At 37.1% G+C, this 15,842-nt stretch carries 17 protein-coding genes and 2 pseudogenes; 5 read left to right on the top strand and 14 right to left on the bottom strand.

Annotation, left to right across the window (positions count from 1 at the left end; all coding sequences use genetic code 11):
• Positions 1-44 precede the first annotated feature (44 nt).
• The 6 genes from MHB66_RS05910 to MHB66_RS05885 form a co-directional block, all read right to left on the bottom strand.
• Positions 45-503 (bottom strand): GyrI-like domain-containing protein, encoded by a 459-nt coding sequence (locus MHB66_RS05910; protein ID WP_034284291.1) that lies wholly within the window; start codon positions 501-503, stop codon positions 45-47.
• 225 nt (positions 504-728) lie between these two features.
• Entirely contained in the window at positions 729-962 is a 234-nt protein-coding gene (locus tag MHB66_RS05905) for a hypothetical protein (protein WP_041105908.1), read from the bottom strand.
• Positions 963-1,059: 97 nt separating this feature from the next.
• Positions 1,060-1,197 (bottom strand): aspartate phosphatase, encoded by a 138-nt coding sequence (locus tag MHB66_RS05900; protein WP_120207245.1) that lies wholly within the window; start codon positions 1,195-1,197, stop codon positions 1,060-1,062.
• On the bottom strand, positions 1,187-2,320 hold the full coding sequence (locus MHB66_RS05895) for a Rap family tetratricopeptide repeat protein (protein ID WP_046310635.1): 1,134 nt from the start codon (positions 2,318-2,320) through the stop codon (positions 1,187-1,189). The genes MHB66_RS05900 and MHB66_RS05895 overlap by 11 nt, the downstream gene beginning before the upstream one ends.
• 129 nt (positions 2,321-2,449) lie before the next feature.
• Positions 2,450-2,869 carry a GNAT family N-acetyltransferase gene (locus tag MHB66_RS05890; protein WP_046310632.1) on the bottom strand — a complete coding sequence of 140 codons (420 nt, stop codon included), beginning with the start codon at positions 2,867-2,869 and terminating at the stop codon, positions 2,450-2,452.
• Positions 2,870-2,910: 41 nt separating this feature from the next.
• Positions 2,911-4,065: an MFS transporter gene (locus tag MHB66_RS05885; RefSeq protein WP_046310631.1), complete on the bottom strand. Its 1,155-nt coding sequence runs from the start codon at positions 4,063-4,065 to the stop codon at positions 2,911-2,913.
• A gap of 112 nt (positions 4,066-4,177) precedes the next feature.
• Here MHB66_RS05885 and MHB66_RS05880 point away from each other — a divergent pair, with 112 nt between their 5' ends.
• Together MHB66_RS05880 and MHB66_RS05875 are read left to right on the top strand one after the other, a co-directional pair.
• The gene (locus MHB66_RS05880; protein WP_342490575.1) at positions 4,178-5,083 is read left to right on the top strand and encodes a LysR family transcriptional regulator; all 906 of its coding nucleotides are present in this window, start codon (positions 4,178-4,180) and stop codon (positions 5,081-5,083) included.
• Between the two features lie 16 nt (positions 5,084-5,099).
• Positions 5,100-5,690, top strand: a complete 591-nt coding sequence (locus MHB66_RS05875) for a GNAT family protein (RefSeq protein WP_046310627.1) — start codon at positions 5,100-5,102, stop codon at positions 5,688-5,690.
• Here MHB66_RS05875 and MHB66_RS05870 read toward each other — a convergent pair.
• Complete coding sequence (locus MHB66_RS05870; RefSeq protein WP_046310626.1) at positions 5,667-6,191, bottom strand: DinB family protein; 525 nt, start codon at positions 6,189-6,191, stop codon at positions 5,667-5,669. The genes MHB66_RS05875 and MHB66_RS05870 overlap by 24 nt on opposite strands.
• Positions 6,192-6,369: 178 nt before the next feature.
• Here MHB66_RS05870 and MHB66_RS05865 point away from each other — a divergent pair, with 178 nt between their 5' ends.
• Both MHB66_RS05865 and MHB66_RS05860 read left to right on the top strand, forming a co-directional pair.
• Positions 6,370-7,068, top strand: a complete 699-nt coding sequence (locus MHB66_RS05865; protein ID WP_046310621.1) for an amino acid racemase — start codon at positions 6,370-6,372, stop codon at positions 7,066-7,068.
• A 23-nt stretch (positions 7,069-7,091) separates the two neighbouring features.
• Complete coding sequence (locus MHB66_RS05860) at positions 7,092-7,967, top strand: LysR family transcriptional regulator (RefSeq protein WP_046310619.1); 876 nt, start codon at positions 7,092-7,094, stop codon at positions 7,965-7,967.
• A 44-nt stretch (positions 7,968-8,011) separates the two neighbouring features.
• On the opposite strand, the gene MHB66_RS05855 is transcribed toward MHB66_RS05860, so the two are convergent.
• From MHB66_RS05855 to MHB66_RS05825, 7 genes and pseudogenes are all read right to left on the bottom strand, one after another.
• The gene (locus MHB66_RS05855) at positions 8,012-8,908 is read right to left on the bottom strand and encodes a macrolide 2'-phosphotransferase (RefSeq protein ID WP_046310617.1); all 897 of its coding nucleotides are present in this window, start codon (positions 8,906-8,908) and stop codon (positions 8,012-8,014) included.
• 425 nt (positions 8,909-9,333) lie between these two features.
• On the bottom strand, positions 9,334-10,164 hold the full coding sequence (locus tag MHB66_RS05850) for an SMI1/KNR4 family protein (protein WP_046310615.1): 831 nt from the start codon (positions 10,162-10,164) through the stop codon (positions 9,334-9,336).
• Between the two features lie 342 nt (positions 10,165-10,506).
• Positions 10,507-10,806, bottom strand: a complete 300-nt coding sequence (locus MHB66_RS05845; RefSeq protein WP_034284276.1) for a contact-dependent growth inhibition system immunity protein — start codon at positions 10,804-10,806, stop codon at positions 10,507-10,509.
• A 16-nt stretch (positions 10,807-10,822) separates the two neighbouring features.
• Positions 10,823-11,446: pseudogene (locus tag MHB66_RS05840) on the bottom strand (RNase A-like domain-containing protein); the annotation flags it as partial.
• 295 nt (positions 11,447-11,741) lie between these two features.
• Entirely contained in the window at positions 11,742-12,854 is a 1,113-nt protein-coding gene (locus tag MHB66_RS05835) for a Rap family tetratricopeptide repeat protein (RefSeq protein ID WP_046310613.1), read from the bottom strand.
• A gap of 191 nt (positions 12,855-13,045) precedes the next feature.
• Positions 13,046-13,705, bottom strand: coding sequence for a type A chloramphenicol O-acetyltransferase (gene catA, locus MHB66_RS05830; RefSeq protein WP_046310611.1), 660 nt, complete (start codon positions 13,703-13,705; stop codon positions 13,046-13,048).
• A 126-nt stretch (positions 13,706-13,831) separates the two neighbouring features.
• Positions 13,832-14,662, bottom strand: coding sequence for a sialate O-acetylesterase (locus MHB66_RS05825; RefSeq protein ID WP_046310609.1), 831 nt, complete (start codon positions 14,660-14,662; stop codon positions 13,832-13,834).
• 51 nt (positions 14,663-14,713) lie between these two features.
• Here MHB66_RS05825 and MHB66_RS05820 point away from each other — a divergent pair.
• A pseudogene (locus tag MHB66_RS05820) lies at positions 14,714-15,132 on the top strand (stress protein).
• The last annotated feature ends 710 nt before the right edge of the window (positions 15,133-15,842 follow it).

Here is a 15,842-nt window from a genome sequence, read left to right as displayed (position 1 = left end):
ACAGACCATATGAGGTCTGTTTTCATTGCAGTTTGATAAAGTGTTTAAAAGATAGGCAGTAAGAATTCACACACCTTATCTTCGCCTTCTTCTTCTCTATACCTTTCCATTATAGGGGCCTGACGCATGTTTAATCGATTGTTTTGGATCATTTGAGGCAATTGTCTCCAAAACAAATTCACTTTTTCGATTGTATGTGTCACCGTGAACACAGCATACTTTCCTCCTTCAAAATGACCAGTCTGAACCATTTGATCTTTTGTGAAATCTCTATTTGTCATAAGCATGAGGTCGTATCTGCATTTTTCTGATGGAATTTTTCCAGGATCATCTTGAGGAACACCATATATACCATATTCCTTTAATTCATCATTTAAATGATGTTGCTTAATCCATTTTTTCAATCTCTTCATCATCTCAAAATTCTCTTTGCTGCCATATGATCCGATATTTCTCATATACACCATTTTCATATTCGTTAACATTTCAATTTTGTAATTCATGATTTCCCTCCAATTTTTATTGGAAGACTGGCCAATCATTCCTTACAAACAACGGTAACATCCTTTAAAATAGAATGCAGTAGGATATTAAAAATAATGTAATGTATGATGAAAAATACATATGTTGGATTTACGATCTAGATCGTACATGAAGTAACTCATTTTCTCTTCATTAGATATCAAATTTTTTCAAATAAAAAAGAGCAGACTATAGCCGCTCACTTTTTATTGATTTTCCTTTGAAGATTTAGCACCGAGAAAGACGCCAATCAAATAGATGATTGTTCCAAAAAACAAACCATTTAACAAACTGATAAACAACATCTTACAAACTAGGCCAACATAATAAGACGCTGGCGTCCCTGGAAACACAGCCATATTGAACAGGCTAATCATAAAGGTTAAAGCAAAAGATATAATGAAAATCCTTCGAAATAATGTTGATTTTAACATTGTCACTTTACTTCCTCCTCAATATCTTTTCTATGGAAAAAATATTCTTTATTCATAGCATATATTCAATCTTAAAATAAAAAGCCCTTTAAGGGCTTTTTATTTAAGCAGTATAACCGATACTTGCAGTATGACCTCTCCTAGCTTCATCATGACTTGCTGTCACTTCAGATGTAAAATAACCAACAATACTGATGACACTGATCATCACAAATACTATTGATAACGTTTTAAATTTCATACTGACAGTCCCCCCGCTTCACTTGAGTTTGGAAATAAAGAATCTTTTCATAAAAATGCATCGCATTGTCTTTATCTCCCATTTCATTATAATATTTTGCAGCATCTTTTGCTAAATCTTCAAGATCAGGATACATTGACTTTATTTCTAGCGATTCCATTATTTTTTCCAACTGCTCAAAATTGTTGTCAACATATAGTGATCTTAAAAATTTGAATATCAATAACAGCACATGGTCTTTCAGCTTTTCAGATAGTTCTATGCCGTTATTTAAAGCATACTTACCTAAATCCTTTTCTTTCTTTTTGAAATAGGCTTTTGACAACATAATGAGCGGGTCTAAGATTCTATTTAAATGTTCGTATCCCTGCTCTCTAAATGCTCGAATTGAGTCATTAAAATGTATAATTGCTTGGGCTATTTCATTATGATGAAAATAACTCAACCCTAAATTATAGAGTGCTGATCCTTTTAATCGTTTTGTTGAGTTGTCGGCGGCTTTTTCTAGTGCGTGTTGAAAATGGGGTATTGCTTTTTCGGGGCAGCCCATATCTATATAGTTTAATCCGATCACAAAAGAACATTGTATTTCTCTTACTGTGTATGTCTCTTTTTCTCGATAGCATTCTATCGCCTGAGCGATATGGTGCATGGACATGTGGGTTTGTTTCATGTGGTAATAGATTTCAGCCATCTTGTAATTGAACTCGGCCCGTTCGATATCGTCACTGACAAGAGACAGCTTTTTTTCTGCCCGTTTATAGAAGGTAATCGCATTTAGGTATTCATAGTTTTCAAATTCATACATGCCGTAGAAAAAATTGAAATAATACTCGAGCAATCCTGTTAATTTCTCTTGGTCTCTTTTGATCTTCATTGCGAGTTCCTTGAAGTTGGCCCGCTCTTTCCCATTTTCTAAAGGATTCAAGTAATCAAGCATTAATTTATGTCTGAACTCCATGAGTGAGAAATACAATAATAAATCTTGATTTTCTTCCATATGATCAAGCATTGATTTGATTTCCTCTTTATATGCTTCGGCGTCCGGTACGTTAAATCTTTGAATATGATAATACCATTCATTGATTTTCAAACCGACGTGAGAAGAAAGCACTTTCTCCATCAGCCCTTACCCCTTCCTCTATTTTCCCTATAATGACATATATTATCATTTTATGTACCATTAGACACCGAAAAGAAACCGCAAAAAGGCCCAATAAAGGGCCGTGAAATTGATAAAATAAAATGACTTCTATTCATAAATAAGCACCCAGTATTCCGCCCCAGGTTCTCCTTCTTCCACAACAGCCTTCCACCCTCTTTTTTGATAAAAAGATAAAGCTTTGTGATTGTCGGAGACACATTTGAGGGTGACCGGTGTTCTTAAAACTTTTATCGCTTGTTTGAGCAGCAGATCGCCAGCCCCTTGACCAGCAGCTTCTGGATGTACAAACAAAAGGTGAATTAAACGATCTGGTACATATAGAGAAATGAATCCAAGGATTTTATTGTTCTCCTCAGCTAAGAAAATTTGCTCTTCCTGCGTATCTTGATCAAAATCTTGCAGATGGAGTTCTTCTGGATTGAGCCAGTGAAAGCTCTGGCGCCGGGATTCTAAATAGATTTGTCTTAATTGTGGATAATCGATCGTTTTTGCTTCTCGAATGAGCAATAGAATTCCCCCGTTTATATTGAAATGTGAAGTTGCATCATTTAACTCGACACTTCTTCTTTTCTACCAAGTTTCATTGATAACTGAACGCCAATCATTAACGAGACGATGACAAGCATTGCCACAATGGAAGCATAAAAATGTCCGCTTAAATCGAAAACCAAGCCAATGAAAAACGGACCGAATCCACCCACGATGTACCCGCCCATCTGCGACATCGCGGACCAGGTTCCGGCTTCCTCCGGAGTACTCGTCTCCATAATCGGGAGCATAAGCGCTAAAGGAAATAACCCCCCGGCACCCATACCTAGGAAAATGACGGCTGGCAAGATCGGCATTGGCAGAAGAAGAAAGATAAGACCAATGAGTTCAGACAGACTGCATAAGATGAGAAATAATTTCGGTTTTCCTAACCGAGTAACGACTGCTGGAACGAGTAGTGCCACCGGAATCTGAATGAGTGTAAATATGGTCAAGAGCATGGCAGCATATTGCGGACTGTTTCCAAAACTAAGAGCAATCGGTGAAATCCATGCCGTCAAAGAATAAAACATACTGGACATAAAGCCAAAGAACAAGGTGAATTGAATGGCCTTTTTGTTTCGCAGCGGCAATTTTAACGGCAACGTTACAAGATCACTCTGCTCATTTTTGCGAGCTAAACCTATCCATAGAATAAGGGCAATCACCCCTAGAATAGCCCAGCAGGACAATGCAAATGGAAGATGATGCTGACTGCGTAGATAAATCGGAATCGTGAAGCCGGAAGCGAGCGCTGCACCTATTGTCATCGAAATTGAATACACACTGACAATACCAGGATTTCTCGGGAAATATTTTTTAATAAAACTAGACAATAAAGGACCTGCGAAGCTAATCCCTACCCCTCCAGCAAACGCAGTCATGAGCAGGATAGCAACCGATTGGCTAGTACCACGCAGTGCAGTGGCAATCGTGATAAGAAGAATCGAGAAAAACAGCGTTCTCTCTAAACCAAAACGCCGGCTGAGTATCGTTGCAACGGGAGCAAATATTCCCATACAAAGGACAGGCAAAGTGGTCAAAAGGCTTGCTGTCAGTGCGTTTACTCCAAGCTCTGATTGGATCATGCTCATCATGGAAGCCACGGAAGTAATGATCGGACGTAAGTTTAAAGCGGCTAAAAATAAAGCGGCTAAATAATATATTTTTTTCATCAATACCCTTCTTTCTCTCTCATCTTGTTAAGGTTACTTTGAGTATAAATCTGCCGCATTCATTGATCAATACAATAAATCGTATTATGATGATAGGAAAAGACTATCATTTATGAAAGGTGGACATATGGATACCCGGCATATTACCTATTTTATGGCTGTATTCAACCATTTGCATTTTACAAAAGCCGCTGAGCAGCTAGGTATATCACAGCCTACACTTAGCCAGCAAATTCGACTGCTTGAAGCAGAAGTTGGGATGCCGCTCTTTGATCGAATCGGCAAAAAGGTCGTTGCTACCGAAGCTGGTTCGCTGCTTTATCAATATGGCGTGAAAATGCTTCAAGCTGAAAGAGATGCAAAAAATGCGATGAAAGAACTATTATCGGAAAAAGAAGGAACCGTTCGTCTCGCAGTACTCCCTTCAGATCTTGATTTTCAGCTGGTGCCACTATTTGTAGAATTTAAAACTCTTTATCCAGAAACCAATCTAAAGGCATATTCAAATATCTTCGTTCGTGAAGAAGTCCTTTCGCATAAAGTGGATCTCGGCATCGGACTGCGAGGGCCTGCGGATAAGCGTCTCGTTCAAATTCCACTTGGAAGTGAGCCTTACGAATTATTTGTTCATTCAGAAAGTGATTTGGCCCAAAAGAGCGAAGTGTCATTAAAAGAGCTGACTCACCGTGCGTTGGTCATGTATCCGAAGGGATATCTAGGAAGGGATTTAGTAGATGACGTATGTAAAGAACAGGGTGTTGAACTGGACACTGCCATGGAGGTTGGGTCCGCGTTTTCGCTATTGCAGCTGGTTGAAGCCGGCATCGGTGCAACCATTCAGCCAAGAGGATTACTAAAGCAACATTCGATGTGGCCTAATATTGTTTCGATTCCTATTGCTGATCCAGCACCTGTCCGGCACTTGGAATTAATTTATTATGCAGATCGATTTGTCAGCAAAGCACAACAGCAGCTATCTGAATGGCTGATAGACTTTTTCAAATCAAGAACTAACTAAAAAGTGAGGTTAACACATGAAGAATGCAAACAGCATATTTACAAGAACAAACCGGGTTGTTATTCGTCAATTTGATAGACAGGATATTGAAGCATTTTATCAATATCGAGCAAATCCTTCTATTGCAAAATTTCAATCTTGGGAAAACTACACGTACGAAGATGCTGAATCATTTGTTCAACATCAAATGACACAAAAACCTAATCAACCGGGGACGTGGTTTCAATACGCTATTGCCTTATCTGAGTCCAATCAGCTGATAGGAGATTGCGCCATCCATACACTTGACAGTGAACCTAGAATCGTTGAAATAGGTTTTACCCTCGCGCCCGAATACCAAGGAATGGGCTATATTCACGAAGCTCTCAGTTCAATCTTCGAATATATTTTTATGACATTGAACAAACATAAAACCATCGCCTTTACAGATGTGCGCAACGAAAAATCCATTCGAGTGCTGGAACGTTTAGAAATGAGACGCGAAGGATATTTGCTGCAAAATTATATGTCGAAGGGACATTGGGTCGATGAATATCAATATGCCATGCTTCAATCTGAGTGGGCCGCTAAGGTCATTAAACATTTATTTCCTATTCAAAATTCCTAAATAAGCGCTCCATGGACCCACATCGGTTCGATATCGTTCCGCCATGACCCGAATAATCTGGGACATATGTGTGAAGTCATGGACAACCCACGCAGAAAGTAATTCGCTCACTTGCACGACCCCAAACTCCGGATGGACGCCCTTTTTCTCTAAATCAAGGCCTGAATGTGTCATGCGCTGAATGTATGCCACATTCTCCATCCGCACATGATGAAACTCAGATAGTGCTTGTTCTATCTGTCTTTCAGATTGATTCAAATGAGAATAGCGGTCAAACGCAGGAAATGGTGTATTCTCTCCATCAGCAAGAATCACATTTAATCGAGGAATCCAATTGAATTTCTCTGCTTCAATCAAATGTTCAATGACTTCAACTGGATTCCATGTTCCCTCTCCTTCACGGCTGTGAAGCCAATCATTCGATAAACCGGACAAAAGACTTTCTAACATGTGAGGAGTTCGACTCAACATATCCAAAGCTTCATTTAAATTGAAATTCATATGGCTGCTCCTTTATCAATTTTCTTTATTCTAATGTTTTTTGAATAGATTGCAACTCATACTTCAAGACAGATAAATGCGCTTTTCATCAACCTTCTATATACAAATAGAACTTTTCTATAACGATTACCATGCTTTCTTTTTTTATAATAGAAAAAAATGAAATGTGGTGATATCTATGTCTATAACGATTGGTATTATGGGCGGGATGGGTCCTTTAGCAACGATTGATCTGATGAAAAAAATCATTTCACATACACCAGCTATTAAAGATCAGGATCATTTACATGTGATTGCAGATAATTTCCCTAAAATTCCTGATAGAACCACTGCAATTTTTGGGAAAGGCGACGATCCTACAGAATATATGATTGAATCAGTAAAGAGATTAGAACGTGCCGGAGCGGACTTTATTCTTATTGCATGCAATACCGCACACTTCTTTTTAGAAAACGTACGACATTCCACTCATATCCCTATTATGAACATGCCATTAGAAACCGCAAATTACCTAAACAAACATCACTATACATCTGTGGGCTTACTATGTACTGATGGAACATTAAAAACCCAGCTCTATCAAAAGGCTTGTGCTCATCACAAGATTGACGTCATGACTCCTAGTGAAAATCTTCAGAAAAACGTGATGAATGGGATATATGCAGTGAAAGCAGGAAAATTAAGTAAAGGCGAAAGTGAATTGGCGTTAGCTGCAGAAATTTTAATCAATCAAGGAGCAGAAGCCATCATTGCCGGCTGTACAGAAATCCCCTTAGTCTTAAGGTCAACTAAAGATGTGAAAGTGATTGACCCTACTGTCATTTTGGCGAAAGAGGCTGTAAAATTAGTGTATGAGCTTGAAAAACTAAACATTTAAAGAACGTCATATAAGGGGATAACATGAATATTGAGAATATAGAAGCGTTTATTTATGTATGCCAGCTAGGCAGTATCAATAAAGCTGCGGAAGCACTGTATTTAACCCAGCCTTCTGTTTCGGCACGTATTCAATCATTAGAAAAGGAATTAGACCTGAAATTATTTGATAGACAGAGAAATAAACTATCTCTGACGGAAAAAGGTGAACAGTTTTACCCGCATGCCAAAAAGATTCTCCATTCTTATCAAGAAGCAAAGCATAGTCTCAAACAAACGATGATTCCTTATGAATTGACGATTGGATGCGCATCCTCCATTTCCAATAATCTATTGCCTAACATATTGCCCGCCCTAAAAGAAAAATACGAAAACCTGAAAGTGAAAATCGTAACAGGACATTCAAAGGATGTTGTCCAAAAAGTGATTAACAACCAAGTAGACTTTGGGATTGTGAGGACTGAAACACATCCTCAAATTGAATCGATCCCAATTTTCAGCGATCCAATCGGGCTGTTCGTCCCAACTCATCACCCGCTTGCCAGCCTTGACAAAATCAATATGAAAGAGCTAGAAGAACAGCCTTTTATTTTCTTTGACTATGGATCATTTGATTGGTTGATGCTCCACCGATTATTTCAAAAAAACAACATCACACCGAACATTTCCATTGAGGTTGATCATATGGAAACTGCAAAAAATTTAGTGCTGCAAGGAATGGGACTATCATTTCTACCTCATCATTGTGTTAGAAATGAGGTAGAACAAGGAACATTAAAACAAATTTCAATAGACCCATCCATTGATTTCAACATCAATATCGAGTTCATTTATAAAAAAGGAAAATCCAAATCCGTTTTCATTGATCAACTCAAACAGTTTTTTCATGAATTAGATTAAAAAAAAGCCCTTTTCAGGGCTTTTTTTGGATTCGTTCTGATTGATTAGCTTTCGTTTGCCAACATGTATGCTGCAGTTTCATGCATATCTTTCAATCCTGATCTCTGTGCGTACTCGGCCACAGTGATCGCACTTGTCGTCAGAAGTTCTATTATATGTTCATCCATTCCTGGCCAAGTTCTCCCGCCTGCTTTTTCATACGCATGGATAAGTTTTGTTAACCCTTCTTTCCCAAAGAGAAGTTGATGAGACAAAAAGTCTGCAGATACATCACCAACCCCCACTTCAGACCAATCAATCACACCCGTCACACATTGATTTTCATCAATCAGAATGTGGCCGGGATGCAAATCTCCATGCTTCACTCCCACGAAAGGCGGCCATAAAGAATCTTTAGCTAGCCATTCTTGCCAGCGCTCCCATAACCCGCTGTTAATGGTGTATTGCGATTTGACACGTTCCATTCGCTGTTTCATTGATCCTCTTAATTCATGAGCACTGAGCATCTCCACACCGATCGTTTTAAATGGCTGTTGATCTAAGGAATGTACATTCGCTAGAACTCTTCCTAATGATTCATAATAAGCTTTCGGTACTTTCGTTTGATCAAAACTCCACACATATGATTGCTTCTCCACATCAATACTAGCCGCCGGTACCCCCTCTAATTGTTTATAAGCAATCAGACTTTCTGTAAAGATAGACCACTGAGGGACCTGAAAGTGAACCTGCTTACTCATATGATCTAATGTCTTTTTTTCTTGTAAGGTATGTTTCATTGATTCAGGTCTGCGAGGCATTCTTAATATCCATTGATCACCATGTAAATCTTCGACATGTGCGACACGGAAATCCACACCTGATTCATTTATTTTGATGGTATTCTCTAAAATTTCTAATCCGTGATGTTTGGCTAATTGCTTTAATTCTAGTCTATTCATATTCTTTTCCTCCAATTGCTCATTTATTCATGATCAACAGGCGTTAAGAAAATCATCAAAAAACCACAAATAGGCTGCTATCTGTGGCTAGAGTAAACACGGCTAGACTCATCTCTCTCTTTATATCAATAAAAAATTACAAAAAAAGACAGAAACGATATCTGTCTGTCTTCAAGTAAAGTTACATACTTGACCGCTGAAAATGATTAAAAATGTGCAGACTACCCCGTTTACTCTGTTTGATGAAAACAGAGCCTTTGAACATATGAAATTATTGATTGTTCAAAGTTTTCTGGCGTAATCTTCCTGCATGCATCATTTTTAACCATCCTCCTCTTCATAATTTAAAACTACTATACTTCATTTAAATATGACTTTCAATAAGATTACAAAAAAAGCCCTTTTCAGGGGCTTTTCTTCTTTCACTATCGTTTTTTCACTGGATGAATGTCTTCTCCCAAAAAAGCGGTATCAGGCTCACCACTATTTTCTAGAAACTCCGCTATTTCTTTCAGCTCTTGATTGATAAGGTCATTTCTTTGCATATCCGGGTTTAACAGAAGGATGGAGTGAATCGTTGTCGCTGCTTCATACAAAACATGTTGATCTTTTATCTGTTTGATGCATTTTTTCATACGATCGAAAAACCATTCAATCTCTTCAATTTCTTCCATCGGATAATGTGCCATTTTAAAGAGATTCTGCTGACAAAGGTCTTGTCTCTCAAAAATTTGTTCAAGCTCTTCTTTACTGATATACAAATCCGAGCATTCCTCATCAATTTCTACTACCTCGATCATCACATCTTCAGCTGTATATAACTGCTCAATAAAATCATCGAAAGTATCCGCCAGCTTAAAATCGACTCCCATTTCTAAATCAAAATAGTGGATAGGCGGGTGTTCCTTCGTTTTTCGATAATCCATTGCGATCCATGTCTCTTCCTCTCCGCTGATGATCACAAGTCCCTCCGGCAGCTCCAATTCATCACTTAACTGGGAACTATTCATGATGCCATCATCTTTGGCGATTCCTCTTAGATGGTCAAATTGAACATGATCATCTGCCCATGAATTCAGTTGTTCCGTTGGAAAAGCATTACGAACTGTAAAGCCACCATTCCATTCTAAGATGAGCTTTTTATATGTATCAGGTAAAGCGACACCAAGTCTTCCCTCTGCTTCACGAATTTTTTCCTCATCTATCTTTTCTAACGTGAAAGGACTCTCTTCTTCTTTCTCCCAAAATGGTTTCAAAGTGGGGACCTCCTAGTTTCTAATGAGATCAGTATATCATTGACCAACTACTCATTTACCTTTTTAAAACCTCAAATTACAAACCCGTTCAATTCCTTCATCCAATAAAGAATTTATCAGTAGATATAAAAAAGATCTGGCTGGAGTGGCCAAGTACCAGGCACTTAAAGTGCTCAATGCCAGCATCCTCAGGTTATTCCTTCTGGACAAAATATTCACGTTCGATTTGTTTATCTATATCATACGATGATCCGCATAGAAAAAAGATCCCCTTTTTCTTGATTTGATGACCAATTGACACAAAAAACCTTGAAAGGCATTAGCCGATCAAGGATCATTTTGTTACTTCATTTTCACTGCTTCTTTCATTTCCTCTACTATTTTATTAAACCACTGTATAGGATTTAATGAGATCGCCGGAAAATAGATTTCTGCATTATTTTCGATAAAGCTTTCTTTTTCTTCTATTGTTAAAGTACCATTCAAAAAATCCTGACAATCCTTTATAGTAGACAGCAGACATTCTTTAGTAGCTTCATGAATAAACTCCTCTAACGCTTCTTCTGGTGAATCGATATCCTGATGAAATGTCCCACCTAAAAAATCTTCTAACTCCTCTAAATAACTGTAACTCTCATTCATTTTATCATCCTTCTTTCTATTTAACAGGGTATCCTGTTAAAATAAAACCGCCATTCTCATCTTTTTTCAGTATAATTTTTGCATTTGTAACATTCTCAACTACTTCTGAATTTCTCGAAACACTTCTTCCAATTACCTCTCCATCACCCTTATATTTTAATGGTAATGTAGGTCTACTGTTGGGGTCAGATAACCACTTTTGTATTTTATCAACACTCTTCGGATCACCCAAAACTGAATCAGCAACTCTTTCTGCAGTCATTCTATCGTTAAAAGTAGAAGAACCCGTGATTTTAGGATTACTTTTCAGCCTTTCTAATAGTTCTTCATCTGTTTTCCCAACATGTCTCTCTATTAAGTGTCCACCTCTAGATTCATGTATAGCTAATCCATTACCTGGAGATAAAGAATTTTTCTCACCTTTCTTAATCCCCATTTTTCCATGAAACCCTTTCGCCCCAAACGGCAAAAGCTTTCCAAGCGCCGCGTTCATACTTGCTTCCTGCTGTTCTTTTGAGATCTTGTTTCCAAACATGTCTCGGCCTGTGATCGCTTCGCTGAAGCCGTTGGTGGCGGTGAGGCCGTATAAACCTTTTTGGGATGTCTTTAGGGCGTCAAAGGATTTTTGTGATGTCTTGTAGAATTTCTGAAAAAGACTGATTTAATAAGGTTCTATAATGTGCAAGTGCATTTCTGATAAAAAACTGAAAGGGTTCGTCCCCAATCTGTCCCCATTTAAAAAAACAGACCCTCAAGGTCTGTTTAATTTTGCCTATGAGTTTTCAAATGTTGAATTTGGATCGATCATCGTCGTGTTTCGATCGGTTTTTTGAGGAAATACAGTGGTATTTCGATCAGTTGATTCTTGTGAGTAATTAAAAGAACCTAGGCAAGCAGCACCTACCAATAAAGTGGCGCTAATCAATATCTTCATTTTAATATTCATATAAACACTCCCCTTTTTGGATTTCGGTTTGAGCTTCTATGGCAGTTCTATAATAATCTGCTACCCTCTCCGAATCATTCCTTTTTTCATAAAGATTTGCAAGGCTTAAAGCAAACTCTTCAATATAAGGATACAACTTCTTTTCCTCTAACCCTTTAAACATTTTTCGTATATTTTCAATACCTTCATCTACATAAATTGTCTTTAATGAATTGAGCAATGTTTTATAAAACAGATTGTTTTCTGCTGTTGCACTTTTTATTCCTTTAGCGATATATTCAAGTGCTTCTTTTGTTTTATCACTTTTAAACAAAGTCCAACTTAAACTAAAAAATAATCTTGGTTTAATATCTTCATTGTTTTCAGTCATCTTATCCAACCCTTTTTTATAGAAGGAAGCAGCTTTAATATAATCCTGTTGCCTGTCATACGTATTTCCAAGATTCAAATAAGTTTTAGCGATTAATCTTTGATCATTTATTTCTTCAGCAAGATCTAGTGCTTTATGTAAGTGGGGGAGCGACTTCTCATATCGTTTAAAATCATCATAATTTCCTGCGATCACAAATAGACTTTGAATTTTTCTCACCTTATAAAGATCATAACGATCATAAATCTCTAGGGCTTTTATAATATGGTGCATAGAAACATGGGTTTGTTTCATAATGTAATATGCTTCAGCAACTTTAAAATGGAATTCTGCTTGTTCAATTTCATCTACAACAAGCGCCAGCTGCCTCTCAGCAATCTTATAATATTGAATGGCTTGTACATACTCTTTCTTACTGAATTCATGCATACCTCTAAAAAAGGCATTATAGTATTGCAACATTCCAGACAGTTGATGGTTAGAATTCTCTATTTTATCGACTAGCGCGGAAATTGATTGATCGAATGAAGGTTTTATATAATCGAGCATAAGCTGATGTCGAAAACACATCAATTGATAGTAAATGAGCAGGTCTTGGTCCTCTACCATCCGTTCAATTTCTCGTTCTACCTCAGCTTTCAAAATCTCTGCATCGGGTACACTGAATTGCCGAATCATTTTATACCATTCATTTATTTTCACACCAACATGTGAAGAAAGAACTTTCTCCATCCCTTATTCCCCTTCCACTAATTTCCCTTATATTACATTTATTATCACATGTTTAAGTTTACAAGGCACCGAAAAGAAACCGCAAAAAGAACAGTGAGTAACAGATTTTACGCATTTTCTTCACATAACAAAAAAGCAGACTCCATCAAGTCTGCCTTTCCTAAAAATCAAATGACTACACCTTTTGAAAATTAAGTATACAATGAATCGCTTAACCACTCTTCACAATGTTCTATAAGCCACCTCAAATATTCCATATATTGGCCGGCATGATAGCCATCACAAACAGCATGATGTACTTGAATCGCAACGGGTAGGATGATTTTTTCTCCTTTCATCTTAAATTGACCTAACGTAAATATTGGCAGCAAATAAGTTTCATCTGTGGATACATTAAGGTTAAAAGAAGTAAAATCAATCCAAGGTAGACTTGAAATATTGAACATGTTCTCTGGCATATTAGGTTTCGGAAATAGTTTGTTACTTTCACTATAAGTTTCAATGTCCGCTACACAGCTTTTATAAAACCGAGCAAAGTTTTCGTCATAAGGTGTCCAAATACTTGAAAATGTCTTTGTTTCTTTATTTAGAATCGTATAACTAGGATGGAGAAGATCCCAGTGACCAAGTTCATCGTTCACTAGATCCATCCGAAACTCCGGTATTTTTTGCACAGCCCTTGCTAACAAATAAATTTGCACAGGATATACTTTTAGCTTTTTTTCTTTTAATATTGAATGCAATGTCGTGATGTCTAGATCAACCACCAGACTATATGAGCATCGAGTTAACGTCATATAATGATGAAAGTGCTCTTTTCTCGGATAATTTTCATCTATTTGTTTAAACATTTTTTATCTCCTCCTGAATGTGTGATTTACTGTATTCAGGAGGAAACTTTATCTGTTTTCACCACCACAATCATCCTTTCAAGAGATATGTGTTTCTGTCCATTCAAAGTCTACCATGAGTTTTACCTACGATAAAGCCTTCAGCAACTCTTCGTAAGTCATCTTGCCTAACGTGAACTTTTCTAGTGCTATATATGTTTTCTCCGCTGAGGTATTCATTCTATTATGACATTCATTCACTAACTCATGTTCATTTGGTAATGGCTCATGTATATGTTCTTTTTTTCGAAATGCTTCATAGTATCTTATACCAAATATTCTCTGGGACATCGCATTGATGTGAATTCCGTCCGGATTAGGTATAAGACCTTTCGCAGTAACATAATAACAATTTTCATGATGATGTGCATATTTTTGAAGTTCCTCATTCATCAGTGGATATTCCACACATCCTGCGCCAAATGCCACTTTTCCCAAGAAATCGCCCAAACCTCCTATTATAAGCGGAATGTTAGGTACGGATAATTCAGTTCTTAGTTCATGAAATAATCTTAGTATTTTTTCATAGTATTCTTTGTATTTCCCATCTTGGCTGTCACTTTCTCCTTGATGCCATAATATCCCTGCCAATTCGCTACTTTCCTTTGCAAATTTAGCTTCACTTATTGCATGACGAAATAATGCTTCATCCGGCGACCACTCATCAATGGAACTGCCACCCTCTGCACAAGGAATAAGGCCAATCTTCTCTCCTTCATGATCCTTACACCAAGCCTCCGCAAAGGAAGCCCCCAGTCCTACGCCAGCTACCGGCCTATCAAAATGAATGGGTTCAGTCATCATTTGCCATCTACCATTTCGCAGCATCATGATCCTTTCATTATAAATCGGAGGCACTTCATGTTTGAAGCCGCGCCCCGCCATATTTGATTGTCCAATTAGTAAAAATGACTTCATATCTTTCTCCCCCTCGCTAATTATTTTATCAAATGTGTATTCACCTGAACGTTGAAGAAATATTTTGTATTATTTTTTACATGTTTATTATTGTTAACAGCTTGTAGCAGTGCAGCATCTACTAAAAGACAGCCACCACAGACAACGTGATTGAAGCTTTCAAAAGTGCTGGGCTTGAAGCAGAAAAACCAACTGATCTTGAACGAAAAGAGTTTGGAAATATAAGAGAAGAAGGAAAAAGGATTCTCATTCCTTCTTTAGGTGAAAATGCTGGTGGAAGGATTTTTAAATTTGGAAATGAAACTGACCTTAACCAGGCCAAATCATATTATGATGAGTTGGGAAATGCTGGATTTATGTTCTTCTCTCACACATATTCAAAAGGGAACTTCCTGCTTCAAATGAACGGAGAAATGAAGGATTCTGAGTTTGAAAAATATAAGAAAGTGATGGATGAGGAAATAAAATAGTTTCATATTTTTTTACTGATTGCTTCTTTAATCTTTAACAAAGAAGAATTCTTTACGATGGATCGAACCGTCACCTCTACCCTGTCAAGGTATAGAATTCTGTCATTACCACAGTGACACCTCTAATACACTTCTACCGTTACTACAGACGCTTTTTATCCTCCGGTATTCCTTCGTTTTTTAAGAACTAAAAATGTTACCTCTTTATTCTTAATCTTTGTTGTTTACATTTTTTTGTTATTCATGTTTTTCATCATTAATATGCATGCATATTCTACCGTTCAAACCGTATAACAAATAACCTATTTACTTCTTTTATTTACAAATGATAACATTCATTAAAATAGGAGGAATATTTCTAACAGCTAAAACAAAATATTGCATTACTAAATTAGCCTTACATTCGTTGAAAGCCTAATTTTCTAAAATATATTCAAAAGTAGAAGTTTATTATGGAAAAACTAAGTTTTTTCGAAGGGTTAATCTTATCAACGGTTGCAGGAATTTCTGTTTTTATATACACACCTTTTGCAGAAGCAAATGCTACTAAAGCTCTCGAAAAAGAACAGTCCTTTTTTTTATTGATCTGTAAAAACTTCTTTTGATCAATCAAAAGAGCCTACAATAGATGAGTTTGCACAGTATTGGAATCTCAATGAAGAAGAAACAGCAAAGTTCAAAAAAGCAAAAAAAGAAGAAGAGTCCAAACC

Source organism: Bacillus sp. FSL L8-0167, from assembly GCF_038630295.1.
Taxonomy (GTDB): domain Bacteria; phylum Bacillota; class Bacilli; order Bacillales; family Bacillaceae; genus Bacillus; species Bacillus safensis.
This window is presented reverse-complemented; position numbering and strand designations above follow the sequence as displayed.